The sequence below is a fragment of the Rhizobium grahamii CCGE 502 genome (genome assembly GCF_000298315.2).
Taxonomy (GTDB): domain Bacteria; phylum Pseudomonadota; class Alphaproteobacteria; order Rhizobiales; family Rhizobiaceae; genus Rhizobium; species Rhizobium grahamii.
Genome location: NZ_AEYE02000029.1, coordinates 433,223 through 459,347, shown reverse-complemented (window position 1 = coordinate 459,347; position 26,125 = coordinate 433,223). Strand labels below are relative to the sequence as shown.

The 26,125-nt window shown below is 60.2% G+C and carries 26 protein-coding genes and 1 tRNA gene; 12 read left to right on the top strand and 15 right to left on the bottom strand.

The window, feature by feature from the left end:
* Positions 1 to 24 precede the first annotated feature (24 nt).
* Positions 25 to 954: a sugar ABC transporter substrate-binding protein gene (locus RGCCGE502_RS24075; protein ID WP_016556810.1), complete on the bottom strand. Its 930-nt coding sequence runs from the start codon at positions 952 to 954 to the stop codon at positions 25 to 27.
* 318 nt (positions 955 to 1,272) lie between these two features.
* On the opposite strand from RGCCGE502_RS24075, the gene RGCCGE502_RS24070 reads away from it, so the two are divergent.
* Positions 1,273 to 1,782 (top strand): DUF1993 domain-containing protein, encoded by a 510-nt coding sequence (locus tag RGCCGE502_RS24070; RefSeq protein ID WP_016556809.1) that lies wholly within the window; start codon positions 1,273 to 1,275, stop codon positions 1,780 to 1,782.
* 137 nt (positions 1,783 to 1,919) lie between these two features.
* Here RGCCGE502_RS24070 and galE read toward each other — a convergent pair whose 3' ends face one another.
* On the bottom strand, positions 1,920 to 2,903 hold the full coding sequence (gene galE / locus RGCCGE502_RS24065) for a UDP-glucose 4-epimerase GalE (protein WP_016556808.1): 984 nt from the start codon (positions 2,901 to 2,903) through the stop codon (positions 1,920 to 1,922).
* A 345-nt stretch (positions 2,904 to 3,248) separates the two neighbouring features.
* Between galE and RGCCGE502_RS24060 the strand changes: the two genes are divergently transcribed.
* Positions 3,249 to 4,031 (top strand): class I SAM-dependent methyltransferase, encoded by a 783-nt coding sequence (locus tag RGCCGE502_RS24060; protein ID WP_016556807.1) that lies wholly within the window; start codon positions 3,249 to 3,251, stop codon positions 4,029 to 4,031.
* A 6-nt stretch (positions 4,032 to 4,037) separates the two neighbouring features.
* On the opposite strand, the gene RGCCGE502_RS24055 is transcribed toward RGCCGE502_RS24060, so the two are convergent.
* The 11 genes from RGCCGE502_RS24055 to RGCCGE502_RS24010 form a co-directional block, all read right to left on the bottom strand.
* The gene (locus tag RGCCGE502_RS24055) at positions 4,038 to 4,742 is read right to left on the bottom strand and encodes a response regulator transcription factor (protein WP_016556806.1); all 705 of its coding nucleotides are present in this window, start codon (positions 4,740 to 4,742) and stop codon (positions 4,038 to 4,040) included.
* A complete protein-coding gene (locus RGCCGE502_RS24050; protein WP_016556805.1) occupies positions 4,739 to 7,447 on the bottom strand; it encodes a DUF4118 domain-containing protein in 2,709 nt (902 codons plus the stop codon). Before RGCCGE502_RS24050 ends, RGCCGE502_RS24055 begins: the two co-directional genes overlap by 4 nt.
* A gap of 63 nt (positions 7,448 to 7,510) precedes the next feature.
* Positions 7,511 to 8,080 (bottom strand): potassium-transporting ATPase subunit KdpC, encoded by a 570-nt coding sequence (gene kdpC / locus RGCCGE502_RS24045; RefSeq protein WP_016556804.1) that lies wholly within the window; start codon positions 8,078 to 8,080, stop codon positions 7,511 to 7,513.
* A gap of 12 nt (positions 8,081 to 8,092) precedes the next feature.
* A complete protein-coding gene (gene kdpB, locus RGCCGE502_RS24040) occupies positions 8,093 to 10,180 on the bottom strand; it encodes a potassium-transporting ATPase subunit KdpB (protein WP_016556803.1) in 2,088 nt (695 codons plus the stop codon).
* 42 nt (positions 10,181 to 10,222) lie between these two features.
* The gene (locus RGCCGE502_RS37515) at positions 10,223 to 10,378 is read right to left on the bottom strand and encodes a hypothetical protein (protein ID WP_016556802.1); all 156 of its coding nucleotides are present in this window, start codon (positions 10,376 to 10,378) and stop codon (positions 10,223 to 10,225) included.
* A 10-nt stretch (positions 10,379 to 10,388) separates the two neighbouring features.
* The gene (gene kdpA / locus RGCCGE502_RS24035) at positions 10,389 to 12,092 is read right to left on the bottom strand and encodes a potassium-transporting ATPase subunit KdpA (protein ID WP_016556801.1); all 1,704 of its coding nucleotides are present in this window, start codon (positions 12,090 to 12,092) and stop codon (positions 10,389 to 10,391) included.
* Positions 12,093 to 12,153: 61 nt separating this feature from the next.
* A complete protein-coding gene (locus RGCCGE502_RS24030; RefSeq protein ID WP_016556800.1) occupies positions 12,154 to 12,243 on the bottom strand; it encodes a K(+)-transporting ATPase subunit F in 90 nt (29 codons plus the stop codon).
* 433 nt (positions 12,244 to 12,676) lie between these two features.
* Complete coding sequence (locus tag RGCCGE502_RS24025) at positions 12,677 to 13,330, bottom strand: CDP-alcohol phosphatidyltransferase family protein (protein ID WP_016556799.1); 654 nt, start codon at positions 13,328 to 13,330, stop codon at positions 12,677 to 12,679.
* Positions 13,327 to 13,719 (bottom strand): hypothetical protein, encoded by a 393-nt coding sequence (locus RGCCGE502_RS24020; RefSeq protein ID WP_040675495.1) that lies wholly within the window; start codon positions 13,717 to 13,719, stop codon positions 13,327 to 13,329. Before RGCCGE502_RS24020 ends, RGCCGE502_RS24025 begins: the two co-directional genes overlap by 4 nt.
* The gene (locus tag RGCCGE502_RS24015; protein ID WP_016556797.1) at positions 13,716 to 14,663 is read right to left on the bottom strand and encodes a phosphatidate cytidylyltransferase; all 948 of its coding nucleotides are present in this window, start codon (positions 14,661 to 14,663) and stop codon (positions 13,716 to 13,718) included. The genes RGCCGE502_RS24020 and RGCCGE502_RS24015 overlap by 4 nt, the downstream gene beginning before the upstream one ends.
* Complete coding sequence (locus RGCCGE502_RS24010) at positions 14,660 to 15,304, bottom strand: lysophospholipid acyltransferase family protein (protein WP_016556796.1); 645 nt, start codon at positions 15,302 to 15,304, stop codon at positions 14,660 to 14,662. Before RGCCGE502_RS24010 ends, RGCCGE502_RS24015 begins: the two co-directional genes overlap by 4 nt.
* Before the next feature lie 236 nt (positions 15,305 to 15,540).
* Here RGCCGE502_RS24010 and RGCCGE502_RS24005 point away from each other — a divergent pair, with 236 nt between their 5' ends.
* The 6 genes from RGCCGE502_RS24005 to RGCCGE502_RS23980 all read left to right on the top strand — a co-directional run bounded on the left by RGCCGE502_RS24005 (position 15,541) and on the right by RGCCGE502_RS23980 (position 22,757).
* Positions 15,541 to 15,855 (top strand): DUF6074 family protein, encoded by a 315-nt coding sequence (locus RGCCGE502_RS24005; protein ID WP_019280546.1) that lies wholly within the window; start codon positions 15,541 to 15,543, stop codon positions 15,853 to 15,855.
* A gap of 451 nt (positions 15,856 to 16,306) precedes the next feature.
* A complete protein-coding gene (locus RGCCGE502_RS24000) occupies positions 16,307 to 17,470 on the top strand; it encodes an isovaleryl-CoA dehydrogenase (protein WP_016556794.1) in 1,164 nt (387 codons plus the stop codon).
* Between the two features lie 35 nt (positions 17,471 to 17,505).
* The gene (locus RGCCGE502_RS23995) at positions 17,506 to 19,113 is read left to right on the top strand and encodes a carboxyl transferase domain-containing protein (RefSeq protein ID WP_016556793.1); all 1,608 of its coding nucleotides are present in this window, start codon (positions 17,506 to 17,508) and stop codon (positions 19,111 to 19,113) included.
* A gap of 7 nt (positions 19,114 to 19,120) precedes the next feature.
* Entirely contained in the window at positions 19,121 to 21,106 is a 1,986-nt protein-coding gene (locus RGCCGE502_RS23990) for an acetyl/propionyl/methylcrotonyl-CoA carboxylase subunit alpha (protein WP_016556792.1), read from the top strand.
* A gap of 53 nt (positions 21,107 to 21,159) precedes the next feature.
* Positions 21,160 to 21,990: a hydroxymethylglutaryl-CoA lyase gene (locus RGCCGE502_RS23985; RefSeq protein ID WP_244441791.1), complete on the top strand. Its 831-nt coding sequence runs from the start codon at positions 21,160 to 21,162 to the stop codon at positions 21,988 to 21,990.
* Positions 21,990 to 22,757 (top strand): crotonase/enoyl-CoA hydratase family protein, encoded by a 768-nt coding sequence (locus RGCCGE502_RS23980; RefSeq protein WP_016556790.1) that lies wholly within the window; start codon positions 21,990 to 21,992, stop codon positions 22,755 to 22,757. The genes RGCCGE502_RS23985 and RGCCGE502_RS23980 overlap by 1 nt, the downstream gene beginning before the upstream one ends.
* Before the next feature lie 55 nt (positions 22,758 to 22,812).
* Here RGCCGE502_RS23980 and RGCCGE502_RS23975 read toward each other — a convergent pair.
* Positions 22,813 to 22,902 (bottom strand) — tRNA-Ser (locus RGCCGE502_RS23975).
* Between the two features lie 307 nt (positions 22,903 to 23,209).
* On the opposite strand from RGCCGE502_RS23975, the gene rplU reads away from it, so the two are divergent.
* From rplU to RGCCGE502_RS23955, 4 genes are all read left to right on the top strand, one after another.
* Positions 23,210 to 23,527, top strand: a complete 318-nt coding sequence (gene rplU, locus RGCCGE502_RS23970) for a 50S ribosomal protein L21 (RefSeq protein ID WP_007528566.1) — start codon at positions 23,210 to 23,212, stop codon at positions 23,525 to 23,527.
* Positions 23,528 to 23,561: 34 nt separating this feature from the next.
* Positions 23,562 to 23,831: a 50S ribosomal protein L27 gene (gene rpmA / locus RGCCGE502_RS23965; protein ID WP_016556789.1), complete on the top strand. Its 270-nt coding sequence runs from the start codon at positions 23,562 to 23,564 to the stop codon at positions 23,829 to 23,831.
* 126 nt (positions 23,832 to 23,957) lie between these two features.
* A complete protein-coding gene (locus RGCCGE502_RS23960; RefSeq protein ID WP_016556788.1) occupies positions 23,958 to 24,614 on the top strand; it encodes a GNAT family N-acetyltransferase in 657 nt (218 codons plus the stop codon).
* Entirely contained in the window at positions 24,611 to 25,198 is a 588-nt protein-coding gene (locus RGCCGE502_RS23955; protein WP_040675494.1) for a GNAT family N-acetyltransferase, read from the top strand. Before RGCCGE502_RS23960 ends, RGCCGE502_RS23955 begins: the two co-directional genes overlap by 4 nt.
* Before the next feature lie 40 nt (positions 25,199 to 25,238).
* Here the strand turns inward: RGCCGE502_RS23955 and RGCCGE502_RS23950 are convergent, their stop codons facing one another.
* The gene (locus RGCCGE502_RS23950; protein WP_016556786.1) at positions 25,239 to 26,102 is read right to left on the bottom strand and encodes an endonuclease/exonuclease/phosphatase family protein; all 864 of its coding nucleotides are present in this window, start codon (positions 26,100 to 26,102) and stop codon (positions 25,239 to 25,241) included.
* Between the last annotated feature and the right edge of the window lie 23 nt (positions 26,103 to 26,125).

Here is a 26,125-nt window from a genome sequence, read left to right as displayed (position 1 = left end):
TGCCCGCATCCCGATTTCCGAACGTTAGTTCTTCGCGACGAAGTCCTTGACGTTTTCAGGCGTGACGAGCTGGAAAGGAATATAGACCTTCTTGTCCACCTTTTCGCCCTTAGCCAGCTTCAGCGCTGCATCGAGTGCGCCCTTGCCCTGACCTGCTGCGTCCTGGAAGACCGTCACGTCGAGGTCGCCTGCCTGCATCGCAGCGAGTGCGTCCTGAGTGGCGTCAACACCGCCGATGACGATCTTGCTGAGATCCTTGCCGGCCGCCTTGAGTGCCTGGATGGCGCCGATTGCCATTTCGTCATTGTTCGAGATGACGGCATCGAACTCGAGACCGCTGGAAAGCCAGTTGGTCATAAGGTCGGAACCTTGGGTACGGGACCAGTTCGCCGTCTGCTCTTCAATGATCTGGATGCCCTTGCACTCATCGGTCGCCACGACATCGTGGACGTCCTTGGTGCGCATGCGCGCAGCCTGGTTGGAGAGTTCGCCCATCATTACAACGGCCTTGCCCTTGCCACCGAGCAGCCGGCAAACTTCCTTGGCTTCGAGGGTGCCAGACTCCTGCTCATTCGAAGCAACGAAAGCCTGCTTGTCCGGAAGAGCGTCAACGTTGACCGGTTCGCGGTTGACATAGACGAGCGGAATGCCGGCTTCAGCGGCAAGCTTCGACATCGCCGCCGTGGCGTCGGTGTCAACCGGATTAACGACGATCGCGTCGACCTTGGACGCAATGAAGTTCTGGATCTGGCTCTGCTGCTTGGCCACGTCGTTCTGCGCGTCTTCAACCTGCAGCGTCACGCCGTTCATGGTCTTGGCGTAGTCCTGCATGCCGTTGCGTAGAACGGTCAGGAAGTTGTCGTCGAACAGCGCCATGGAAACGCCGACTGTTTCAGCGTGAGCGGCCGTCGACAGGACGAGCGCCATGGCAGTGCCCAGGATAAATTTCTTCATTTTCTTTCCTCCACAAAGCGGTGTCCGGCTGCACCCTCCTCACGCCGGAGCTCCGGGCCGTGCCCAAAAGCCAGTATATGTTCGTTGGGCCATCTCCCGTTGGCAGTCCGTCAAGAAACGGAACAAACGAACCGTAAAATCTGTATCACGGAATATTCATTCCATTTTCTGACAAAGGCGTCAAGTCCATTTCAATGATGAGGCCAAGGACCAGCCGCGAAAATCGCGCGAAGACACCTTGGCTGGCGCTGAAAAGCGTTCCTGCGCGAACTATATGCGCCAGCGGCAGCAGGTCGCTGCCTACCATTGGAGAAACCGATGCCTATTTCGATGTACCGATTGACAGTTCCCGTCTTCCAGCACGGTCTTGAAAGCTTGAAGACCTATCTCGACAAAGCCGAGAACTTCGCGAAAGAAAGAGGGATCGATGACGCGGATCTCGTTGCCGCGCGGTTGACTCCGGACATGCTGCCGTTCTCGGGCCAGTATCAGCGCGCGACCGATAGCGCCAAACTGGCGATCGCGCGGCTGACCGGCAGCGAGGCGCCTAAATTTGAAGACAACGAGGCAACGATCGCCGAGTTGCGCGAGCGCGTTGCCAAGACGGAAGCCTATCTCGCGACCGTCGCGCCGGCAGCGCTCGAGGGAACGGAAACGCGGGAAATCATTCTTTCGCCAGGAGGCAATAAGCTCACGTTCCGCGGCGACGAATACGTGATGACGTTCGCACTGCCGAATTTCTTCTTCCACCTTGCAACGGCCCACGCGATCCTGCGCAACCAGGGCGTACCCGTCGGCAAGATGGATTACCTCGGACGCCTCGGCTGAGAGGTCGGAGGGGCGCCGCGACCACCCGCCTATCGCGCTCAGCGTCGTCGTGCATGAGGACCGGCAACATACGTCAATCACCGCGCCTACTAAGCGTGGTGATTGACGTTACGTGTTCGACCGATCCTTGATACGTTTCAGTGCTGATTTGACTTCGCGTGCCAGTTCCACGCGGAGCGAATGATCTGAGATAGATCGTACTGCGGCGCCCAGCCGAGAATTTCCCGCGCCTTGTCATTGTTGGCAACGAGCGTGTGGGAGTCGCCTTCGCGACGGCCGACATATTCCACCGGAAACGGCCGCTCCGAGACGCGCTCGATTGTGCCGAGAAGTTCCTTTACCGTCGTTCCAGTGCCGGTGCCGAGGTTGAGGGCAACCGACTCCCCGCCCCGCAGCAGATGCTCGACGGCGCGAACGTGGGCGTCGGCGAGATCGAGGACGTGGATGTAGTCGCGGACGCAGGTGCCATCGCGCGTCTCGTAATCGGTGCCGAAGACCTTGAAGCCCTCACGGCGACCCAGTGCGGCGTCGATCGCCAGTGGTATGGCGTGGGTTTCAGGCTGGTGCCATTCGCCGATCCGGCCCTCGAAATCGGCGCCGGCTGCGTTGAAGTAGCGGAGTACGACCGATCGAAAGCCTGTGTACTTGTCATAGTCGGCCAGCGCCTGCTCGACGATGTATTTCGTGCGGCCGTAGGGATTGATCGGCACCTGGCGATGCGTCTCATCCAGCGGCACGCTCTGCGGCAGGCCATAGGTTGCGCAGGTCGACGAGAACACGAATGCCTTGACACCAGCAGCCTGGGCGGCTGCCAAGAGGGTCAAGGTGCCGATGACGTTGTTCTCGTAAAAGGCTACCGGATCCTTGACCGATTCACCGACCTCGATAAGGGCGGCAAAGTGCAGGATGGCTGCTGGTTTGTGCTTGGCCAGGACCTCGTCGAGGCGGGCCCGATCCCGGATATCCCCTTCCTCTGCGGGTCCCCATTTTACAAATTCGCGATGACCGTTGGAGAAATTGTCGAAAACGACCGGTTTGAAACCCTTATTCGCAAGATCGAGACACGTGTGCGAGCCAATATACCCAGCGCCACCCACGACCAGAACCGTTTCACCTGCCATGCACCACCTTTAATTCTCGTTTCGCTGGAGAGGAGACTTAGGACAGGTCGATGGCAAGAAAAAGAAAGAAACGAAGCGGGAGCGGCGAGGGCATCATTTTGTCAGCGATGGCATTAGCAAATTGATTGATCGAAGCTTTTCGGCCGGATTGACTGTCCGCCGGCTTAATGGCGGCGCGGGTCTCTCAATAGATCGCTGCATCAAAACTGCAAAGGCTCAAGCAACCTAATGCGTCTCTAAAGACATATTCTGCTCCAACTTAAATAGAATTGACTTATGTTCCTTTCTTCTGCGAAACATTGTCCCTCACGGGGGTTCTGTTGATGCATCGGAAGGCGCGGTGCCATGAATTCATCGGTCAGAAAATTCATATTCCATGATCTTCAAGCGATCGAAGGGTACATTGATCCGCCGGACGCGCTGGTCTTTCTTGCTATTTTGCGTTCCCAGCAATCGGCTTCCCTGCAAGGCGGCTTGGCCGAGATTGGTGTTTACTACGGTCGATCCTATTTTCTCCTGCGAAAGATCTGCGGAGACGGAGAGAAGATCGTCGCTATCGATCCGTTCGACATCGTGAAACCGGATCACGGTGTTACGCAGTATGAACGTTTCGCGGCGGGTGGCCGCCAACTCGGGCTTTCAGTAGATGAAGAGCGTGTCATCAAGAGCGACAGCACGCTACTCCGGCCAGCGGACGTCATCGAACGGGCCGGCCTGATTCGCTTCTTCAGCATCGATGGCGGCCACATGCTGCCCCATGTCGAGGCTGATAGCCGCCTGGCCGCCGCGTCGCTGGCCGAGCATGGCATCATCGTTTTCGACGACACGTTCAATCCGGCCTGGCCCGAGGTTACCGCTGGCGTGACCGACTTCCTGCGTGAAGAGGCCGGTCGCTATTCCGTCTTCTGCCTGACGAAATACAAGACCTACGTCTGCCGTCAACCGTTCCATGAATTTTACGCGCGGACGATCAAGACTTCGCCCGAGCTAAAGACTTTCGATCACATTGAAACCGAGTTTTTGGGTTCTACGGCAATCCGACTGCACAACCCGATGCGCCGCCGCATCGCCTATGAAGTGATGGTGGGGCTCGGTATGCGAGCGTGGTCTGAGCGCGCATACCGATGAACCGACTCAGGCCGGCGGCGGATCGGCTTCTTTCAACCTGTATCCGACACCGGTTTCCGTCGTGATGTATTGCGGCTGATCAGGGCTCTGTTCGATCTTCTGGCGCAACTGGCGAACATAGACGCGCAAATACTGGACATCGGCGGCCGGCCCCCAGATCTGCTTCAGCAGGAACTGGTGAGTCAGGACCTTTCCGGCGTGCTGGGCAAGGACCCTCAGGATGTCGTATTCCTTCGGCGAGAGTTTGATTTCCCTGCCATCGATCTTGACGATGCGCTTGACGAGGTCGATGGACAGGCCGCCGGCCTGGAAGATCGCCCTCTCACCCTGCTGTTGTAGACGGTGGCGCAAGGCGACGCGTAGCCGGGCGCCGAGTTCGTTCATGCCAAACGGCTTCGTCAGATAATCATCTGCACCCGCTTCGAGGGCATTGACGATGCCAGTTTCATCTGTGCGGCTGGAAAGGATGACGATTGGCAGGGTGAGACCCCCGTCTCGCCATTCCTGCAATAGTTCGTGGCCCGATTTGTCTGGTAGACCAAGATCGAGCACGATCAGATCAGGCGGATCGTCCTTTGCCGACTGCAGGGCGGTAGCGCCGTTCGGCGCCTCGTTCACCTCATAACCCTGCGCGGTGAGACCAACGCGAAGCAGCTTGCGGATCGGGGGTTCGTCGTCGACGACGAGAATTTTTACGGCTGAACCGGTCATTTGAGCTCATCCAATTTCGGAATTTCATTTGGTCTCGGAAGGCGGATGGTGAAGACGGCACCGGAGCGATCGGTGCGATTTCCGGCCGTTATTGTTCCACCCATGGCCTCGACAAAGCCGCGACAGATTGACAGGCCGAGGCCGGTTCCGGCGCGAACCTGGTCGCCTTTGCGTACGCGATAGAAGGTATCGAAGACCCGATCCACGTCTGCCGGCGGAAGACCCGGCCCCTCGTCCAAGACCTGAATCATGACACTGTATGCGTCAGCCCAGGCGTCAATGCGGATCGATGACCCAGGCGGCGCATATTTGGCGGCATTGTCGAGAAGGTTGAAAAGCACCTGCTCGAACAGCACCGGATCGACGCGGACCATCGGTAGATCGGTGGGGATTTTCATCACAGTCTGGTGGTGTGAAAGAATTTTCTCGGCGCGCCGCAGCGCACTTCCGGCAATATCGCCGGGATAGTGCAGCGCATAATTCGGTTCCATTGCGCCCGATTCGATTTTCGTCATGTCGAGGAGGTTGGCAATAAACCGGTTCAGCCGTTCCGATTCGTCGACCACGGTGGACAGAAGATCAACGCGATCTTCCGGAGGCATGGAATCGAGATAGTCACGCAGTGTGCCCGCGGCGCCGAGGATCGCGGCTAGTGGCGTCTTCAGATCGTGCGAAATCGACGTCAACAGGGCAGAACGCAAACGATCGGCCTCAGCGGCAAGCTTCGCACGGTCGACATCCGCCACGAGTTGAATGCGTTCAATCGCAAGAGCGGCTTGGTCCGCCAGCGCGTGGAGAAGACGCTGTTGCTCGGGTGTCAGCAATGGCCCGTCTCGCCGGTCATTGTCCAGGCCGATCACGCCGACGGCAGCGCGTCCGGTTCGCAGCGGCACATAGAGACGCCTGGCGCCGGGTAGGGTGTCGGCACCGCGGCCGGCGGCGTGATTGTGCTCCCAGGCCCACCGGGCGGCGGCGATATCTGCCTCATCGAGCGTATCGTCCGGCGGGTAGCCGGCTTTGACGGCAATGGTGCCTCCTTCGGGCAGCAGCAGGACGACGCGGACTTTGAGCATTGAGGCAAGCTGGAATGCCGTGGCCCAGAGAACGTCGTCTAGTGTGCCGGTGCCGGCCAGCTTCTTGGAGAAGAGATAAAGGTCTTCCGTCGTTCTGGCGCGCTGTCGAGCCGCCGCAGCCTGGCGTTGGACCGTTGCGGTCAGATTGCTCGCTATCACCGCAACGCCCAGGAAAAAGAACAGCGCGAGGACGCTTTCCGGATCGCTGATCGTCAGCGTGTAACGGGGCGGCAGGAAGAAGAAATTGAAGGACAGTGCGCTGAGGACGCAGGTGTAGAGCGCCGGACGAAGCCCGTGGATGACGGCCGCGGTGAGGACTGCCATCAGGAACACGAGCGCGAGGTTGCGGACGTCAAGAACCTGATCAAGCACAACGCCTGCGATGAGCGCGATCACCACATAGGCTGTGGCCGAGAGGTATGGCTGGATATTGAAGGCAGGCGACGACGGCGCGGTTTTGACACCGCGCGCCGACGTTCCATCCTTCTCGCTGCCGGAAATCACGTGGACACTGATGTTGCCCGAGGTTCGGATCAGATCGTCGGCTATGGAGCGGTGAAGCCAGTCCCGCCAAGTCGGCTTGCTCGGGGCGCCGATGACGATGTGCGTGACGTTGTTGGCGGTGGCGTGTCGAACCAGCTCTTCCGACACCTCGCGACCGGGAATGGTGAGAGCCTCGCCGCCGAGCTGTTCGGCCAGGCGGAGCGTTGCCGCAATCGTGTCGCGGTCGGCCTCGGTCAGACTGATCGATCGATTGGTCTCGACATAGACGGCCGCCCAAGGCGCGCGCAGCCGCGAGGCCATTCGCGACGCGTAGCGTACCAGTGAAGCGGAGCGCAGATGATGATCAATAGATACAAGTACCCTTTCGCCGGCGGCCCAGGGACCGGAGATGGCATGCGCCTGCATATGGGTCAAAAGCTGATCGTCTACACGCTGTGCGGTCTTGCGCAATGCGAGTTCGCGCAACGCGGTGAGGTTTCCGGCGGTGAAATAGTTAGTCAGGGCCTTTTCGGCGGTCTTTGGGACATAGACCTTGCCGTCATGCAACCGCTTGATCAGGTCTTCCGGTGTGAGATCGATGATCTCGACGTCATCGGCCATGTCGATGACAGAGTCTGGAACTGTCTCGCGCACGCGGATGCGCGTGATCTGTGAGACCACATCATTCAGGCTCTCAACGTGCTGGATGTTCAGCGTCGTGTAGACGTCGATGCCGCGATCTAGCAGCTCCTTGACGTCGAGATAGCGCTTCGGATGTCGACTGCCTTCGGCATTGGTGTGAGCGAGTTCATCGACCAGGACAAGGGAGGGTCTGCGGGCGAGAATGGCGTCGATGTCCATTTCCTCGAGAGGCCGGCCCTTGTAGTCGATCTTGACGCGGGGAATGACTTCGAAGCCGTCGACGAGCGCTTGTGTTTCCTTGCGCCCGTGAGTCTCGACCATGCCGATGACCACGTCGACGCCATCGGACATCTTGGCGCGGCCCGATTCCAGCATCTCATAGGTCTTGCCTACGCCGGGCGCGGCGCCGAGGAAGATCTTCAGTCGGCCGCGGGTCTCCTGACGCGCTTTCTCGAGCAGCGCGTCGGGTGAGGGCCTTCCAACCGTGTCGCGGTTGTCTTCCGGCATGCGTTTTATCTTTCCTTGACGAGCAGGCCCCGGGTGCACACAGGCGCCCCGGGGCTTTTGACCTTACTCAGACATAGAAGCATCAAGGGACTGGTTCAATGCCAGTACATTGACGGTCGCTTCGCCGAGAATCCCTAGTTCAGGGTGCTCGACGGCGGCATCGACAATCGTCTTGAGCTTGCTTTCATCGATCCCACGTGCCTTGGCAACGCGCGGTATCTGGAAGTAGGTGGCTTCGGGCGAGATGTGCGGATCGAGGCCGCTGCCGGAGGCGGTCACGAGATCGATCGGAACCTCCGCATTCGGGTTGGTTGCCTTTGCCGCCTCGTAGTCAGTCTTGACGCGATCCAGCAGCTTCTGGCTGGTCGGGCCAAGGTTCGAGCCCGAAGATGAGGCGGCGTTGTATCCATCGCCCGCGGCCGAGGGACGACCGTGGAAGTATTTGTCGCTGGCGAACGCCTGGCCGATCAGCGTCGAACCGATCACCTTGCCGTCCTTTTCGATCAGGCTGCCATTGGCTTGCGCCGGGAAGAGCGCCTGCGCGGCGCCGGTCATGGCGAGTGGGTAGAGCAGGCCGGTGATGGCTGTGGTGGCAACGATCATGACGATTGCCGGACGAAGTTCTTTCAACATGATGTCAACTCCTTAGGCGAGACCGATGGCCGTGATGACCATGTCGATCGCCTTGATGCCGATGAAGGGGACGATGATGCCGCCGACACCGTAGATAAGCAGGTTGCGGGACAAGAGCGCGCCGGCGCCGACCGCGCGGTATTTCACGCCTTTGAGCGAGAGCGGGATCAGCGCGACGATGATCAGCGCGTTGAAGATGATCGCCGACAGGATGGCGCTCTGCGGCGTGGCTAGGCCCATGACGTTCAGCACGCCGAGTTGCGGATAGAAGGCCAGGAACATCGCCGGAATGATTGCGAAGTACTTGGCGATGTCGTTGGCGATCGAGAAAGTCGTCAGCGCACCACGCGTCATCAGCAGCTGCTTGCCGATTTCGACGATTTCGATGAGCTTGGTCGGATCGCTGTCGAGGTCGACCATGTTGCCGGCTTCGCGGGCCGCGACCGTGCCGGTGTTCATGGCAACGCCGACATCGGCCTGGGCGAGGGCGGGGGCGTCGTTGGTGCCGTCGCCGCACATGGCGACGAGCTTGCCCTTGGCCTGTTCCTCGCGGATCAGCGACAGCTTGTTCTCCGGCGTGGCCTGAGCGAGGAAGTCGTCGACGCCTGCCTCGGCCGCAATGGCGGCGGCGGTCATAGGGTTGTCGCCGGTGATCATCACCGTGCGGATGCCCATGCGGCGCAGTTCGGCAAAGCGCTCGCGGATCCCGCCCTTGACGATGTCCTTGAGCTGGACGATGCCGAGAAGGCGCCCGTCGCGCGCAACGGCGAGCGGTGTGCCACCTTCCTTGGCGATCTCATCGGCGATTGCCTGCAGTTCCCGCACGACCTCGGTGTTGCTTCGAATGGCGACGGCCGCATTGCCGGAGACCGGCGCCGGCGCCGCGCCAACATATGCAAGCACAGCATCGACCGCGCCTTTGCGGATCGACGAGCCCTCGACATCGACGCCGCTCATGCGCGTCTGGGCAGTGAAGGGCACGAAGGTCGCCTTCAGGCTCGTCATATCGCGACCGCGGATACCGTACTTTTCCTTGGCGAGCACGACGATCGAGCGGCCTTCCGGTGTCTCGTCGGCGAGCGATGCCAGCTGTGCCGCGTCGGCGAGGTCCTGTTCGGTGATGCCGCGAACCGGGCGGAATGTTGTCGCCTGGCGGTTGCCGAGGGTAATCGTTCCGGTCTTGTCAAGCAGCAGCGTATCGACGTCACCGGCGGCTTCGACGGCGCGACCCGACATGGCAAGCACGTTGAAGCGCACCAGACGGTCCATGCCGGCAATGCCGATCGCCGAGAGAAGCGCGCCGATGGTGGTCGGGATCAGCGTCACGAAGAGCGCGACGAGGATGATGATCGGGATCGAGCCGCCAGCGTAGCTTGCAAAGCTCGGGATGGTCGCGGTGGCCAGAACGAAGATCAGCGTCATGCCCGCGAGCAAGATGTTGAGCGCGATTTCGTTCGGCGTCTTCTGACGTTCCGCGCCTTCGACGAGAGAGATCATGCGGTCGAGGAATGTATGTCCCGCCGCGGCGCTGATGCGGACACGAATCCAATCCGACAACACCTGCGTGCCACCGGTAACAGCCGAACGGTCGCCGCCGGACTCGCGAATAACAGGGGCGGATTCGCCGGTAATCGCAGCTTCGTTGACGGATGCGACGCCCTCGATGACTTCACCGTCCGAGGGAATGATATCGCCAGCCTCGACGAGGACGAGGTCGCCCACCTTCAGGCTCGTGCCGGGGACCAGACGGTAACCTGTGCCGTTGTTGGCCGTCAGCAGCTTTGCCTGGGTTTCGGTGCGGGCCTTGCGCAGCGAGTCCGCCTGCGCCTTGCCACGGCCCTCGGCGACGGCTTCGGCGAAGTTGGCAAAAAGCACTGTGAACCAGAGCCACAGGTTGATCTGGAAAGAGAAGCCGAGATCTCCGCCGCCCATGACGAGATCGCGGACGAACAGGATCGTGGTCAGTGCCGAAACCGTCGCCACGACGAACATGACGGGGTTTTTGGCAAGGGTGCGTGGGTTCAGCTTCTTGAAGGCGGCGCCCACGGCCGGAATGAGAATGCGAGAATCCATGATGCTCGCTGATTTTGCCTGGCTCATAAGAGACTCCAGCTTGAAAGAGTAAGGCGACCGTTGTGGCGATCAGCCGTGTAGGATCCGAAATACCGCGACGATGACGAGGAGGCCGGCCAGCATCACCAGGATGATGTCGGAGGCGCGGGTCATCCGCTGGGTGTCACGTCCCGGCGAACCGGGACGTGCGTTGAAGGATTTGCGAAACTTGTGACGAAGGATCATTGCGTCCACCTCAGAAGGTCTGGCCGGCAATCATGACCAGATGCTCGACGACCGGGCCAAGCGCCAAGGCCGGGAAGAAGGTCAATCCGCCGACGATCAGGATCGTGCCCGTCAGGAGGCCGACAAAGAGCAGGCCATCTGTCGGGAAGGTGCCTGCGGAGGCGGGGACGGTCTTCTTGGCGACCAGGGAGCCGGCGATTGCGAGTGCCGGCACGATCACCAGGAAGCGACCCATCAGCATGCCGAGGCCGAGCGTGATGTTGTACCAGGGTGTGTTGCCGGTCAGGCCGCCGAAGGCCGAGCCGTTGTTTGCCGCAGCCGAGGTATATGCGTAGAGAATCTCCGAGAAGCCGTGCGGACCTGCCGTGCCGATCGAGGCAACGGCCGAGGGCAAGACGCTTGATATCGCGGTGAAAACCAGCATCGCAAGCGGAAGGCAGAGAATGGCGAGGACGGCCATCTTCATCTCCTTGGCTTCGATCTTTTTGCCAAGGTATTCCGGCGTACGGCCGACCATAAGACCAGCGACGAAAATCGCGATGATGACGAAGAGCAGAATGCCGTAGAAGCCCGCGCCGACGCCGCCGACGATAACTTCGCCAAGCTGCATGTTGATGAGGGGGATCAGGCCACCGAGCGCCGTAAAGCTGCCATGCATCGCATTGACCGCACCGCATGAGGCAGCCGTCGTTATGACCGCAAAGAGCGAGGACAGCGTGATGCCGAAGCGCACTTCCTTGCCTTCCATATTGCCGCCTTGCAGGCCGAAGGCGTGCATCAGCGGATTGCCTGCGGCCTCCGCCCAATAGGTCACAGCCACGCCGGCGACGAACAGGATCCCCATCGTAGCGAGGATCGCCCAGCCCTGACGCTGGTTGCCGACCATACGTCCGAAGACGTTGGTGAGGGCCGCTCCGATCGCGAAGATCGAGACCATCTGAATAAGGTTTGAAATCGCGTCGGGGTTCTCGAACGGATGCGCGGAGTTGACGTTGAAGAAGCCGCCGCCGTTGGTGCCAAGCATCTTGATGGCCAGCTGCGAGGCGACGGGGCCGAGAGCGATCGTCTGCTTGGCACCCTCGAGGGTCGTCGCATCGACATAGGGACCGAGGGTTTGCGGCACGCCAAGATAAACATAGACCAGCGTCAGCACGATGCAGATCGGCAGCAGGACGTAGAATGTGCTACGCACCATGTCGACCCAGAAGTTGCCTATCGCCTTACCCGACGCCCGCGAGAAGGCGCGGATGAGCCCGATCGCAATCGCCATACCGGTTGCGGCAGAAATGAAGTTCTGCACCGTCAGGCCGGCCATCTGCGTCAGATACGACATCGTGCTTTCACCGCCGTAGTTCTGCCAGTTGGTGTTGGTGACGAAGCTCGTGGCAGTGTTGAAGGAAAGCTCAGGTCCAACGGCTGCCATACCGGCCGGGTTATAGGGCAAAACAGCCTGCAAGCGCAGTAACGCGTAGAGAACGATGACACCGAGCAGGTTGAAGAGCAGCATCGAAAATGCGTAGGAAGTCCAGTGCTGATCCTCGCGTTCACTGGTGCCGGCTAGCGCGTAAAGTCCCCGCTCGATCGGAACGAGGACTGGTGAGAGAAATGTGCGCTCGCCGTTGAAGACGCGAGTCATATAACCGCCGAGCGGTTTGACGAGCACGATGATGATCCCGCAGTAAAGCAGGATCTGAAGCCATCCGTTGAGGGTCATGGGAGGTAACTTTCAATACCCGATTGGTTCCGCCTGTCGCGTAGTGGGAGAGGGCGCGATGCTAGAAGCGTTCGGGGCGAATGAGAGCGTAGGTGAGGTAAACCGTGAGGAACACGGTGACGGCACCACTGAGAATATAGTCGAGTGTCATGGCGCTTCTCCGGTTAGAGCCGGTCGCAGGCTTTGGTGTAAGCAAAGCACAGGGCGAAAAATACGATTGCTGTGGCGAGTAGAACTATGTCCATCATCGATCTTGACTCCTGTTGTTCTTCTGGAGTCAGACAAGACAAAGGGCGCCACCCACCGGATGGCACCTTTCATGCTTTCTGGCGTGGAGATGATCCTTGGATCTCTCGGACATTAATATGCGGCCGAAGCGCATAAGCGTTCGAGATTGGCGGCGGGGCGCGGATATAAAAATCTTATAAATACGGGAAAGAAAAATGCCTCGCCGAAGCGAGGCTAGTCCTAGGCCGCTTCGGGGAAAAGAAGAAGCGGCGTCGTTGTTCTATTGACCGCCCGCGCCGCTGCAAAGCGCACTTTCCGGCTTTTCGGTACGCCTGAGCAGGATTGAGCGGATCTCGTCAGTGGCCCGCTCGGCCAGCCTTCAGGCTTCGAACAACATTTCTGCCTCGTCGCAATGCCGTGAAGGCAGCGCCGATCGCGATCAGCCAGAGGGCTGTATGCAAGACCTGATTGTGCCCGTTCCACAGCGGCTCGAGGACAGAGAGAGCTGCCGCGGCCGTCATCGTTGCCATGCGGTGCTGCTTTGCCATCGGGCCTGAGAAGTCGCTTGGTGTCCCCGCTGCTCGTCCGAGCTCGCGAACGTAGGCGGTCAACACTGCAAAGGAGGCTGCTGCCCAACCGAGGCCAGGGGATCCAACGCCATACCCCACGCCGACCAGGATCATGATATCGGCGATGCGGTCGGGGAATTCGTTCCAGAACGGTCCGTCGCTTGCACCTTTGCCGCCTTCGACGGCAACCATGCCATCGAAGAGATTGCACAGCAGCCGCAATTGGCAGAAAGCGGCCGCGAGAACGAGGAAGACGGCCCGGATCCAGCCGGTCTCAAATCCGGCAAGGCAAAAGGAGCCGCCGGCCAGCGCGGCGGCGATCATGCTCGCCTGCGAAATCTGGTTCGGCGTGATCGACCGCGACGCTAGCCACTGTGCGACGCGCTTTGCCCATCGCGTGTCTCTGCTTGCCAGTGGCCGCCGATCGCCCGTTTCCGTCATGCCCCAATCGCCTTTTGGTAGAGAAAGTAGTTGTAGATGGCCGCATAGCTCGTCGAAACAGCCAGCGGCACCGCTATGGTCTTCAGGATTTCCGGCGTGCCGCTCAAGGCATGGATCGAGATCAGCACGCTAGTCGAGGCAAGGCATGCAATCAATGGCGGCGCCCAGAGCCTGGCGTGCCCCTTAAACTGCTTCGAGAGCCACTCGATCACGGTCTTGAGAAATAAGGTAAGACAGGCTGAGAGTCCGCCTTGCACAACGCCGGCCAGCAGGGCCTGTTGCAGCGGATGGCTACTGTTGGCGAGGACCGCCCAGCCGCCCATGGCTACGAATGCGAAGAGCACGTGAGTCAAACTGCTTTGGGCCAGGCGACGTGCCAACGCCATCATGTGGTCGACCACCAGTAGCGAACGATGTGAAAGAAGATCGGTGCGGAAAAGACCACGGAGTCGAGCCGGTCGATCAATCCGCCATGACCTTCGATCAGGTGGCCCCAATCCTTGACGCCGCGATCTCGCTTGATGGCTGACATGACGAGGCCGCCGAAAAACCCCATCATCGTGATAACGAAAGCCATGATCCCGGCTTGAAATGGCGTAAATGGCGTAATCCACCACAGAGCGGCGCCGATCAATGTGGCGCTGGCGACGCCGCCGACAAAGCCTTCCACGGTCTTCGAAGGGGACAGGCTTGGCGCGATCTTCGTTCGGCCGAACAGCTTGCCCCAGACATATTGCAGGACATCGCTGAGCTGCACGATGATCACCAGGAAGGCGATTAGAAGAACGTTGCGCCCTTCGTAGCCCGGGATCGTCAAGGTCAGCAACGCCGGAACGTGGGAGGCGCAGAACACGCAGATCATCAACGCCCATTGAACTTCGGCGATGCGGACGAGGAAGCGTTCGGTATCGCCACGCAGGACGGAGATGATCGGCATCAAAAGGAATGCGTAGACCGGAATGAAGATCGAGAAGATGCCGTATTGTCTCTCCCACAACAGCCAATACTGGAGCGGCAGGACGATGAAGAAAGCGGCCGCGAGGGCCCAGTGGTCGGCGCGCTTGGTGTCGGTCAGCGTGATGAACTCGCGTAGCGCCGCGAAAGAGCAAAAGCCAAACAGCAGCAGCACGCCAATCCTACCGGCAAGAAAGGCGAGGCCGATCAGGATGACCATGATCCACCAGGCCTTGATGCGTGCATTCAGGTTCTCGATCGCGGCATTCGACTGACCGGCCGGCAGTCGCCGTTGCAACAGATAGCCGATGGTCGAGGAAACGATGAGGAGCGTGAAAATGCCGAGGACGAGCGTCCACAGATCGGAGTTTGCGTTCATTCGTTACCGCCGAGGTGCTTGGGCGACAGATCGAGCAGCGCCGTGCGCGCCCTGTCGAGGAAGGTTTCCTTGCCCTCATCGGCTTCAAGTCGCATGGCGCTGCCGAAGGTCACGGTGCAGATGAGGGGAATCGGGACAATCTCGCCCTTAGGCATGACGCGATTGAGATTGTTGATCCAGACGGGCACGAGCTGAAGGTCCGGCCGGGTCGACGCAAGATGAAAAAGCCCGCTTTTGAACGGTAGTAGCTGCGCATCCGTCTGGTTGCGTGTGCCTTCGGGAAAGAGAATCAGCGACGCGCCGGAATCAATCACCTCGGCCATGACTTCAATTGGATCACTGGTGCGGTTCTCGCGATCCCGCTCGATCAGCACGGCCTGGAAGACATCGCGGCCGATGAAGCGATTGATCGACGACTTTAGCCAATATTCCGCGCCGGCGACGGGGCGTGTCCGGCGCCGCAAGCTCGGTGGCAGGACCGCCCAGACCAGAATGAAATCGCCGTGGCTGGAATGATTGGCAAAATAAACGCACTGCCCGTTAGGGATGCCGTCATTCGGCCAGATGGCGCGCACCGCCGTTATTGCTCGCGCGAATACCACGATGGCTGCCGCGACAAGCTTCGCGATTATCCTCCTCACCGATTTCCAGCCCCCCACTGCACCGACAAAGCAGTCTGCAGAACCTAGCGACATTTTTGACTATCCGGAAGTCCTGCCTATGGCGGAAGTGATTGGCGGCTTGATACTCCCATATCCACCCTTCAACCGGAGCTGGCATGATGTGCGACGAACCGACCGGGTGACTTTGTCGAGCATGAAAGGAAAGCGTTAACCATGGTCGGCTACGAATGAGTCGGACGCAACGGAATGAGTCGATGACAGTACAGTCAAACAAAACTCTGCAAGCAATGACGACGAGCGAGATCGTGCTTTTCCCGGTCGCTTCGCGCGCCGGTGACATCGAACGGTGCGCGGCCGAACTGGATCGCCGCCATGGCGAGGAAGCAGTCACCTTCTGGAAGACCGAGTGCCGCCGGCTCGCCGCTGAGCTGACGTCGCTTGGCTGCTCCGACGACGAGGTCCGTAACCAGGTCATGACATTCCAAGCCGAGGTCCAGGCTGAGCTGGTTCGTCGGCATCAAGTGCGGGCAATTGCCGAAAGCCGTAGCGGCCGCGCCATCAAGCGCTGACCGCATCACGATCGGTTCCGGCCGCATTTGGGCTGCCGCTTTGTCGGACAACCCTTGCGGTTGAACGCGTCGTCCCGACGACAAAATCTTTCCAAATTATGCGCGAGATGAACCGTCTTGGTTCAGAAATTCCGCGCGCCCGGTGCTAGCATCCCTTTGTTCTCGCGCGAATCTGCACAGATCCTGCGCGTATTCAGGTCGTTGCCTATCTCGGGAGGAAGGGCATGTGCCGGCGGCAGATCTATCGAATATTCGCGGGAGCAAGCTGGCGGTCAGAATTGTCTGGCCGCTCGGAAATGCTTGCCATTTTCGCGTTCTTCAACGAAATTTATCAGGCCGACCGGCAGTGGAGGAGCTGCCGACCAGATACGCGCGTGAAAACAATGACGGGAAAATAACGACACACGCATGCCGGACGCGGTAATCGCGCGCCGGACTTGGGAGGGAAGGCATGTATTCCGGTGGTTTGAGATTTGGTCTGGCGGACGAGATCGAGGCGCTCCGCGACAGCGTTCGGCGTTTCGCGACGGAGCGCATCGCGCCGCTGGCAGCCGAGACGGACAGTAGCAACAGTTTCCCAGCGCCGCTCTGGCGCGAGATGGGTGAGATGGGGCTGCTCGGGATCACGGCCGAGGAGACCTATGGCGGCGCCGGCTTGGGATATCTGGCCCATTGCGTCGCGATGGAGGAAATCAGCCGCGCTTCAGCTTCGGTCGGGCTCAGCTACGGCGCCCATTCAAACCTCTGCGTCAACCAGATCAGCCGCAATGGAACGGAAGCGCAGAAGTCAGACTATCTGCCGAAGCTTATTTCCGGCGAGCATGTCGGTGCGCTTGCCATGTCGGAGCCGGGTGCCGGGTCGGACGTCGTTTCGATGAAGCTTCGGGCGGAGAAGCGCGGCGACAGCTACGTTCTCAATGGTAACAAGATGTGGATCACCAACGGCCCGGATGCGGATGTGCTGGTTGTCTATGCGAAGACAAACCCCGATGCGGGACCGCGCGGCATCACCGCGTTCCTCGTCGAGAAGGTCTTCAAGGGCTTTTCAACCGGCCCGAAGCTCGACAAGCTCGGCATGCGCGGCTCCAACACCTGCGAGCTGATCTTCGAGGATTGCGAGGTTCCCGAGGCAAATGTGCTCGGTACCATCGGGGGTGGTGCGCGCGTTCTGATGTCGGGGCTCGACTACGAGCGCGTCGTCCTTTCGGCGGGTCCGATCGGCATTATGGCGGCCTGCATGGATGTCGTCATGCCTTATCTTCACGAGAGAAAGCAGTTTGGCCAGGCGATCGGCGAATTCCAGCTGATGCAGGGCAAGCTCGCCGACATGTACGTCACCATGAACACTGCACGCGCCTATGTCTATGCGGTGGCGTCCGCCTGCGATCGCGGCGAGACGACGCGCAAGGATGCGGCTGGCTGCATCCTCTATGCCGCGGAGAAGGCGACGCTTCTGGCTCTCGAAACGATCCAGGCACTCGGGGGCAACGGCTACACGAACGACTATCCCGCCGCCCGACTCCTACGCGACGCCAAGCTCTACGAGATCGGTGCCGGAACCTCTGAAATCCGACGCATGCTGATTGGCCGCGAGCTCTTTGCTGAAACGGCCTGATTCGAACGTTCATCCGACAACCATCCTGGTGACCAATGACGGTTTTGAAGTCGCAGATTTCGACGAATTCGGAGAGCTTCAGGACAAATCGCGCGGCAATGGCCGAGGCGATCCGTGCCATCGAAGAGGCGGCTGTAAGTGCCGCCAATGGTGGTGGACCTGCCGCGCGCGAGCGTCATGTTTCCCGCGGCAAGATGCTGCCGCGCGATCGGATTGCAGCTTTACTCGATCCAGCCACACCGTTTCTCGAGATCGGATTGACCGCGGCCCACGGCATGTACGGCAACGAGGCTCCCGGTGCTGGCCTGATTACCGGCATCGGCCGTGTTTCAGAGCGTGATTGCATGATCGTCTGCAACGATGCGACGGTCAAAGGCGGCACCTACTTTCCGATGACGGTGAAGAAGCACCTGCGTGCGCAGGAAGTTGCAGCCCAGAACAATCTGCCGTGCATCTACCTGGTGGATTCCGGTGGCGCGAACCTGCCGAACCAGGACGAGGTGTTCCCTGATCGCGATCATTTCGGCCGGATATTCTACAATCAGGCCAATATGTCGGCCGCAGGAATTCCGCAGATTGCCGTCGTCATGGGCTCGTGTACGGCAGGCGGTGCCTATGTACCGGCCATGTCCGACGAGGCGATCATCGTCGAGGGGCAGGGAACGATTTTTCTCGCTGGCCCGCCACTAGTCAAGGCAGCAACCGGTGAAGTCGTCTCGGCCGAGGATCTCGGTGGCGGCGATGTGCACACAAGGCTTTCCGGTGTCGCGGACCATCTTGCGCGCGATGACGCGCATGCGCTGGCGCTGGCGAGGCGGGCCGTCGCCAATCTCAATCGATCCAAGGCGGGCGCCGTCGAGCGCCAAGCGGTTGAGGCGCCACTGTTCGATCCCTCGGAAATCGCAGGGATCGTCCCGGCCGACCTGCGCGTGCCCTACGATGTGCGCGAAGTCATTGCCCGCATCGTCGACGGCTCGCGCTTCGATGAATTCAAGGCACGCTATGGGACGACGCTGGTCTGCGGCTTTGCGCATCTCCATGGCATCCCCGTCGGCATTGTTGCCAACAACGGTGTACTGTTCTCGGAATCGGCCCTCAAGGGCGCGCACTTCGTGGAACTCTGCTCGCAGCGCAGGATACCGCTCGTGTTCCTGCAGAACATCACCGGCTTCATGGTTGGCCGCAAATACGAAACCGAAGGCATCGCGAAGAACGGCGCCAAGCTCGTTACCGCGGTCGCAACGACCGGTGTGCCAAAGGTGACGATGCTGGTCGGCGGTTCCTTTGGGGCGGGCAATTACGGCATGGCAGGTCGCGCCTTCTCGCCGCGCTTTCTCTGGACATGGCCGAACAGCCGGATCTCGGTCATGGGTGGAGAGCAGGCGGCAGGCGTGCTTGCGACTGTACGGGGAGAGGCGCTTTCCCGCGCCGGCACGCCCTGGTCGCCAGAGGAGGAGAGCAGTTTCAAGCAGCCGGTGCTCGATCTTTTCGACCGGCAGAGCCATCCGCTCTACGCGTCGGCGCGGCTGTGGGACGACGGGGTGATCGATCCGGCAAAGAGCCGCGATGTGCTCGGTCTCTCGCTGTCTGCGGCGCTGAATGCGCCGATTGAAGAGACGCGTTTCGGCCTGTTTCGGATGTGAGGTAGCGATGTTCCAGAAAATTCTCATCGCAAACCGTGGCGAGATAGCGTGCCGGGTGATCCGGACCGCCAGGCGCATGGGGATCGCGACCGTGGCGGTCTATTCGGATGCCGATGTTGGGGCACTGCACGTCGAGATGGCGGACGAAGCAGTTCGCCTTGGGCCGGCCAGTGCGCAGGAAAGCTATCTCTCGGTCGAACGGATCCTTTCTGCAGCCGAGCGGACCGGCGCCGAAGCCATTCACCCCGGTTATGGGTTTCTGTCCGAGAATGCCGACTTTGCGGCAGCCGTGGAGGCCGCGGGGATGGTCTTCATTGGACCTCAGCCGTCCTCCATCCGTGCCATGGGATTGAAGGACGCGGCAAAGGCGCTGATGGATCAATCGGGCGTACCGGTTGTCCCGGGTTATCACGGTGAGGAGCAGAATGATGGGTTTCTCGCCGACCAGGCCACCCTGATCGGTTACCCCGTGCTCATCAAGGCCCGCGCCGGCGGTGGCGGCAAAGGCATGCGCCGCGTCGACAGCGAAGAGGATTTTCCCGAAGCGCTCGCTGCCGCACGGCGGGAGGCGAAGGCTGCATTCGGCGACGACGCCGTATTGATCGAGCGATATCTCATTCGCCCACGCCACATCGAAGTTCAGATCTTCGGGGATCGGCATGGCAACGTCGTGCATCTTTTCGAGCGCGATTGCTCGCTGCAGCGTCGCCACCAGAAAGTGATCGAAGAAGCGCCGGCACCGGGGATGACGCCGGAGATGCGCCGCGCGATGGGCGACGCCGCCGTACGTGCGGCGCGTGCCATTTCCTACCGTGGGGCCGGCACCGTGGAATTCATCGCGGATGTCTCGAACGGCCTCTGGCCGGATCGCTTCTACTTCATGGAGATGAATACTCGCCTCCAGGTCGAGCATGCGGTCACCGAGGCGATCACCGGGGTCGATCTGGTCGAGTGGCAATTGCGTGTCGCTGCCGGCGAGCCCCTACCGAAGAAGCAGTCGGAGCTTGAGATCTACGGATGGGCCTTCGAGGCGCGAATCTACGCCGAGGATGCGGTCAAGGGCTTCCTCCCCGCGACGGGAACGATCCGGCATCTGGACTTTCCTGAGGTTACGGCGCGGATCGATGCCGGAGTACGTCCTGGCGATACGGTCTCCGCCCATTACGATCCGCTGATCGCCAAGATGATCGTGCATGGACCAAACCGCAATGTCGCTCTGTCGCGGTTAACCCGTGCGTTACAGAGTTCACATGTCGTCGGCGTCACCACCAATTTGGACTTTCTGGCCAGGTTGAGTGCGCAGGAGGAATTCGTCGCCGGCCATCCCGATACCGGCCTGATCGATCGCGACCTTGCATTGCTGACGGCAATCGAGCCGCCGGTAGACACGGTTGTTGCTCTTGCCGCGGTGTTGTCGCTGGGCGCGCTTAGGCAATCATCGGATGGCGATCCATGGCTGACGCTGGGGCACTGGCAGCTTTGGAGCGAAATGCAACGCATCGTCACGCTGACCTACGAAGGGGGGCATTCTACGCTACGGGTTGCCGCAAAGGGGTTTGATTTCTTTGCGGTACACGACGGCCGGCGCGTCATTCCAGTGAAAATCGTCAGTCGGCAGGATGACGGATGCCGGGCGGAGGTCGATGGCCGGCAAGTCCACGTCAAGGCGAGCTTGGCGGCACATCACTTGGTGGTCAGTGTCGATCACAGAACCCATATTTTCCACCTCGGAAACCGGCTCGATTTCAGTGCGAGCGATGTTGCGGATGGCAACAGGCTGATCGCCCCGATGCCGGGCTTTGTGAAAATCGTGCGCACGAGTTCGGGAGCCGCGGTCTCCAAGGGCGATGCGCTTGTCGTCATGGAAGCGATGAAAATGGAACTCACACTCGTTGCGGCCCGCGACGGAACGGTGGAAGCGGTGGAGGTGAGTGAAGGCCAGCAGGTCGATGAAGGCGCGGTGCTTCTGACGCTTCGGGTAGAGGAGACGTGATTGTGCAGCCCGGAGAATCGTCATTGCTGCCGCGGGATGTCTCGATCGTCGAGATGGCACCACGCGATGGGCTGCAGAACGAGAAGGATTTAATCCCGACCGCCACGAAAATTGCTCTGATCGACATGATCTCGGAATGTGGTTTCGAGCGGATCGAGGCGACAAGCTTCGTCAGCCCGAAGTGGGTGCCGCAACTTGCTGACGCCGCCGAAGTCATGGCCGGCATTAAGCGGAGACCAGGTGTTCGATACGCAGTTCTGACGCCGAATATGAAAGGATTCGACGCGGCAATCGCGGCGGGCGCGGACGAGGTCGCGATCTTCGCGTCCGCCTCGGAAAGCTTCTCGCAAAAGAACATCAACTGTTCCATCGCCGAGAGTATCGAGCGCTTCAAGCCGGTTGCCGAAGCAAGCCATAGGCACGGCGTCCCGATGCGCGGCTATGTCAGCTGCGTCGTCGAATGTCCCTATGAGGGTGCGGTTTCGCCCGATGCGGCGGCGCGCGTCGTCGAGAGCCTGCATGGCTTGGGCTGCTACGAGATCAGCCTCGGCGATACGATCGGCAAAGGACGCCCTGAGGAGGTCGATCAGATGCTGCTGACGGTCCTCTCCTATGCGCCGGCGACCATGCTTGCCGGTCATTTCCACGACACTGATGGCTGGGCTCTCGACAATATCGAGGTGTCGTTGAAGCACGGGCTGCGGGTCTTCGACGCGTCAGTCGGCGGCTTGGGCGGTTGCCCCTACGCACCGGGCGCAAAGGGAAATGTCGATACGTTGGAAGTCGCCCAGTTCCTTGCCCGCAAGGGTTATCGAACCGGGCTCTCGCCGCAAAAGCTGGAAGAGGCGGCGCGCTTTGCCCAGAGCCTCAGGAGTGCAGGGTAATGCCGGAAACGCTGATGATTTCGATCGACGAACGCGGTGTTGCTCGGCTTACGCTGGCCCGCGAAGACAAACATAATGCCATGTCCGCCGGAATGATTGACGAACTGACGGAAGCGGCAAACGCTCTCGGATCGGACAGGAATGTACGCGTCATCGTACTTGCAGGGGCGGGCAAGAGCTTCTGTGCCGGCGGTGATCTGGAGTGGATGAGTGCCCAGTTCCAAGCAAGCCGGGCGGAGAGAATCGCCGAAGCGCGGCGGCTGGCGATGATGTTCAAGGCGCTGAACGAGGTTCCGAAGCCACTCGTTGGCTGCGTCCACGGGAGCGCCTTCGGCGGCGGGATCGGATTGATCAGCGTCTGCGATGCTGTGGTTGCTTCGGAAACCGCTCGTTTTGGCCTGACGGAAGTTCGGCTTGGCCTGATTCCAGCAACGATCAGCCCCTATGTCGTGGCGCGAATCGGCAGTTCTGCGGCGCGGTCCCTCTTTGTTTCCGGCCGGACATTCGATGCGTCCCATGCCAAATCGATCGGTCTTGTTGCCTCCGTCGTGCCGTTAGGTGATCTTGAATGGGCCATCAATCAGGAAGTCGTCGAATTCCTCGCAGCTTCGCCGCAGGCCGCAGCGCGCGCCAAGGCCCTTGCACGTTCGCTTGCCACGCCAATCACAGACGAGATCATCGACAACGTGATTACCCAACTCGCGGACACGTGGGAAACAGAAGAGGCGCAAGCCGGCATTGCCGCCTTCTTCGAAAAACGCCGATAGAAGTCCAGCGGGCGTCGACTGCCGGGGAAGACTGACTCAAGCCAGGTGGGAACTATGGCGGAGAGGGTGGGATTTGAACCCACGATACCCTTGCAGGTATGCCGCATTTCGAGTGCGGTGCATTCGACCACTCTGCCACCTCTCCGCGGTTTGGTCGGCGCTTGTTCGGCGCGGTGGGCTACATAGCGACAGAATGACGGGCTGGCAAGACGAAATCTCAAAGCTTTTCATCCTTTTGCCTTGACAGTGTTTTTGGCCTCGCGTATCCCGGCTTCGCAATAGGTGTGGATAAGTCTGCGCCTTGCCAGTCTCGCGCTCGCGCGGGGTGGATCACCGGCAGCGAGAGTTCTGGGCTAAAGCCTCTGAAATCCCTGCTTAACCTCGACTGATAAAAAGACGGCCACCTGCTTGTTGGGCGGGTATGAGCCGGAACGAACATGAAAGGATAAAAAATGTTCGCAGTCATCAAGACCGGCGGTAAGCAGTACCGTGTGGCGGCAAACGACGTGCTGACCATCGAGAAGCTTGAAGCAACCGCTGGCGACGCAATTGAATTCACCGAAGTCCTCGTAATCGGCGAAGGCGCCGACGCTGCGATTGGTGCTCCCTTCGTCAAGGGCGCTTCCGTCAAGGCCGAAGTGGTCGAGCACAACCGCGGCAAGAAGGTCATCGCCTTCAAGAAGCGCCGTCGTCAGAACTCGAAGCGTTCGCGCGGCCATCGCCAGCACCACACTGTTGTCCGTATCACGGACATCGTGGCTGCCAAGTAAGATTACGGGACTTAAGGTTTAAAGGAGAACACCAATGGCACACAAAAAAGCTGGCGGTTCATCGCGCAACGGTCGTGATTCCGAATCCAAGCGCCTTGGCGTGAAGAAGTTCGGCGGCGAAACCGTCATCGCGGGCAACATCATCCTGCGTCAGCGCGGTACGCAGTGGCATCCGGGCGCCAACGTTGGCCTCGGTAAGGACCACACCATTTTTGCGCTTACGGCCGGCAATGTGAACTACCGTACGAAGGCCAATGGCCGCGTGTACGTGTCTGTAATGCCGAAAGCGGAAGCAGCGGAATAAGCCGGTAGCGCTCTAAAACAGCCGGCGTCTCATCGACCCGGCTGAGCGTATCAGGTTCAGTCCAGAAAACAGGGGAGATGGGGCGCCATCTCCCCTTTTTTCTTGTCCAACGAAGGAGGACTGAACATGCAAGGCGAATTGTTGAGGGAAGGCCAATCGCGGTCTTTCAGGGAAGACCAGCGGTCTCCCAAGGAACGGCTGAGGCCGGAGCGGTTAAGGACCGATTGCCCTGTCTTACTGTCGGAGCGGCTCGTCATGCGCGCGCCGCACGAAGAAGACATCGACGCCCTTGCCCATCTTGCCAACAACGCCAAAGTCGCCACCATGGTGTCGCGTATGCCGCACCCGTATACGGCCAATGATGCCGCCGACTTCGTGCGACGCACGAAAAACGGCGAGATTGGCAAGTGCGTCTATGCGATCACGAAAGCCGAAAACGGTGCCTTCATCGGGTGCTGCGGAGTTGAGCCGCATCTTGATGGGCGGACCGTCGAGATCGGTTACTGGCTAGGCGAACCTTACTGGAATCAAGGCTTTATGACTGAGGCGTGCCATGCCTTGGTCGATATGGTCTTCCGCACGCGGCAGGATGTCGATCAGATCGATGCCCGTTGCCGGGTGATGAACGTCGCTTCGCGGCGGGTCATCCAGAAGTGCGGCTTCCAGTTCCAGGGATCGGGCCTTGCGGCGTCGCTGGCGCTGGGCAGTAACGTCCCGGTCGAGTGGTACAGGCTTGATCGGAAGACCTGGATGTCGCTGAGAAGCTGGGGGAGCGTCTTATGAACGCGATCAGTCTTCAAAGACCCAGGAGCCAGTCGATGACGCCCGGCCCGATGCCTGTCATTGCGACTGACCGGCTGGTTCTCCGGCCGCACCGGCTGAGTGATGCAGATGCGATCGCTGACACACTGTCCGACTTCGCCGTGACCCGCATGCTCGCGCGCGTTCCTGCTCCTTATGACAGGCAGGACGCGCTCGACTGGCTGGTACCGGTGACGGCTGGCGGTATGCCCGACTGGCAGTTTGCGATCACGACCGGCGACGACGCCCATATCGGCGTCGTCGCGATCGAGCTGCGCCATGGTCTCTGGCACCTCGGCTACTGGCTGAACCGTTTCTACTGGCGGCGCGGCTATATGAGCGAGGCGGTATCGGCTGTGTTGGAGCGCTTTTCGCGCCGCATGCCCGACACGACGGTTCATTCCGGCGTGTTTGCCGACAATCCGGCCTCGCTGAAGCTGCAGGAGAAGCTCGGCTTCCGCATGACCGGTTGCAGCGAGATCTACAGCTTCGCACGCAACACCATGGTCACGCACGTCGAGACGATGTTGAAGCCGGGCGCGTTGCAACAGGCGAGGATCGCCTGAACAAACAAGAGGCGTCCCGATGCGTTGGGACGCCTCGCTATTAACCGCCGATCTCGACCCAGACGGGGAAGTGGTCGGAGCCTACCGAATCTGTATCGATCTTTGCCGATTTCAGACGGCCCGCTAGGCCGCAGCCGACAAAGATGTAATCGAGATGCATGCGTTTGCCATGATCCTTGGGATCCATCCAGCTATAGCTGCCGGGCGGGTAAGCCTTCAGCGCTGCAAGCGCGTCGACAGGCGTGCCGATGCGTGGGACGCGGCCGTAGTAGCCGTCCGTGGCTCCAGCAAGAAGGCAGTATTCGGGCGACTCCGGCGTCATGTTGAAGTCGCCCATGATGAGATAATCCTCGGGCAATGGCGGATCATCGACATCGAACTCGACAGCGCCCGTGACCGAGCCGCCCTCGGAAACGAAGGCGTTGATGCGCTCGTTCAGATGAACGAGTTGCCGGCTGCGCTCGTCGATCGAGACGTGATCGAGATGCACCGAGTAGACGCGCAGCGTCCCCTCCGGCGTTTCGATAACGGCCTCCGTTGCGCCCCGCTGGAGGTTGACTTTCGAGATCGTTCGGCTGCGCGGCAGAAGCAGCGTTCGAGTCGAGAGGATCGGCCAGCGCGAGAGTACCATGTTGCCGAATTGGAAGCGCGTTCCGTGTGTCGGCCAGCCATCGGAGCCCTCTTCGATATGCAGGTCGCAAGCCGGCCCATAGACCCAGAAATGGTTGGGAAAAAGCGCTGCAAGGTCGGCAACCATGTCGGCATAGTCGTTCCTGGCGAAGCCACGAGTGACCTCCTGGAGCGCGATGATGTCGGCGCCATCGAGGCTCGCGGCGATTCGGTCGAGGTCGTAGATGCCATCAAGACCAAAGCCGTACTGTATGTTATAGCTCGCAAACTTCACGATAATCCTTTGACCTCCGATTG

Excerpts from the sequence above, each read along its gene's own strand:
- RGCCGE502_RS24050 (WP_016556805.1), bottom strand. The coding sequence starts at position 7,447 with ATGCCGGAAGACAACCGCGACACGGTTGGAAGGCCCTCACCCGACGCG.
- RGCCGE502_RS24070 (WP_016556809.1), top strand. The coding sequence starts at position 1,273 with ATGCCTATTTCGATGTACCGATTGACAGTTCCCGTCTTCCAGCACGGT.
- galE (WP_016556808.1), bottom strand. The coding sequence starts at position 2,903 with ATGGCAGGTGAAACGGTTCTGGTCGTGGGTGGCGCTGGGTATATTGGC.
- RGCCGE502_RS24055 (WP_016556806.1), bottom strand. The coding sequence starts at position 4,742 with ATGACCGGTTCAGCCGTAAAAATTCTCGTCGTCGACGACGAACCCCCG.
- RGCCGE502_RS24005 (WP_019280546.1), top strand. The coding sequence starts at position 15,541 with ATGACAGTACAGTCAAACAAAACTCTGCAAGCAATGACGACGAGCGAG.
- RGCCGE502_RS23955 (WP_040675494.1), top strand. The coding sequence starts at position 24,611 with ATGAACGCGATCAGTCTTCAAAGACCCAGGAGCCAGTCGATGACGCCC.
- RGCCGE502_RS24025 (WP_016556799.1), bottom strand. The coding sequence starts at position 13,330 with ATGACGGAAACGGGCGATCGGCGGCCACTGGCAAGCAGAGACACGCGA.
- RGCCGE502_RS24000 (WP_016556794.1), top strand. The coding sequence starts at position 16,307 with ATGTATTCCGGTGGTTTGAGATTTGGTCTGGCGGACGAGATCGAGGCG.
- RGCCGE502_RS24020 (WP_040675495.1), bottom strand. The coding sequence starts at position 13,719 with ATGATGGCGTTGGCACGTCGCCTGGCCCAAAGCAGTTTGACTCACGTG.
- rplU (WP_007528566.1), top strand. The coding sequence starts at position 23,210 with ATGTTCGCAGTCATCAAGACCGGCGGTAAGCAGTACCGTGTGGCGGCA.
- RGCCGE502_RS23985 (WP_244441791.1), top strand. The coding sequence starts at position 21,160 with ATGGCACCACGCGATGGGCTGCAGAACGAGAAGGATTTAATCCCGACC.
- RGCCGE502_RS37515 (WP_016556802.1), bottom strand. The coding sequence starts at position 10,378 with ATGATCCTTCGTCACAAGTTTCGCAAATCCTTCAACGCACGTCCCGGT.
- RGCCGE502_RS23990 (WP_016556792.1), top strand. The coding sequence starts at position 19,121 with ATGTTCCAGAAAATTCTCATCGCAAACCGTGGCGAGATAGCGTGCCGG.
- rpmA (WP_016556789.1), top strand. The coding sequence starts at position 23,562 with ATGGCACACAAAAAAGCTGGCGGTTCATCGCGCAACGGTCGTGATTCC.
- RGCCGE502_RS24060 (WP_016556807.1), top strand. The coding sequence starts at position 3,249 with ATGAATTCATCGGTCAGAAAATTCATATTCCATGATCTTCAAGCGATC.
- kdpA (WP_016556801.1), bottom strand. The coding sequence starts at position 12,092 with ATGACCCTCAACGGATGGCTTCAGATCCTGCTTTACTGCGGGATCATC.
- RGCCGE502_RS23960 (WP_016556788.1), top strand. The coding sequence starts at position 23,958 with ATGCAAGGCGAATTGTTGAGGGAAGGCCAATCGCGGTCTTTCAGGGAA.
- RGCCGE502_RS23995 (WP_016556793.1), top strand. The coding sequence starts at position 17,506 with ATGACGGTTTTGAAGTCGCAGATTTCGACGAATTCGGAGAGCTTCAGG.
- kdpC (WP_016556804.1), bottom strand. The coding sequence starts at position 8,080 with ATGTTGAAAGAACTTCGTCCGGCAATCGTCATGATCGTTGCCACCACA.
- RGCCGE502_RS24075 (WP_016556810.1), bottom strand. The coding sequence starts at position 954 with ATGAAGAAATTTATCCTGGGCACTGCCATGGCGCTCGTCCTGTCGACG.
- RGCCGE502_RS23980 (WP_016556790.1), top strand. The coding sequence starts at position 21,990 with ATGCCGGAAACGCTGATGATTTCGATCGACGAACGCGGTGTTGCTCGG.
- RGCCGE502_RS24015 (WP_016556797.1), bottom strand. The coding sequence starts at position 14,663 with ATGAACGCAAACTCCGATCTGTGGACGCTCGTCCTCGGCATTTTCACG.
- kdpB (WP_016556803.1), bottom strand. The coding sequence starts at position 10,180 with ATGAGCCAGGCAAAATCAGCGAGCATCATGGATTCTCGCATTCTCATT.
- RGCCGE502_RS24030 (WP_016556800.1), bottom strand. The coding sequence starts at position 12,243 with ATGACACTCGACTATATTCTCAGTGGTGCCGTCACCGTGTTCCTCACG.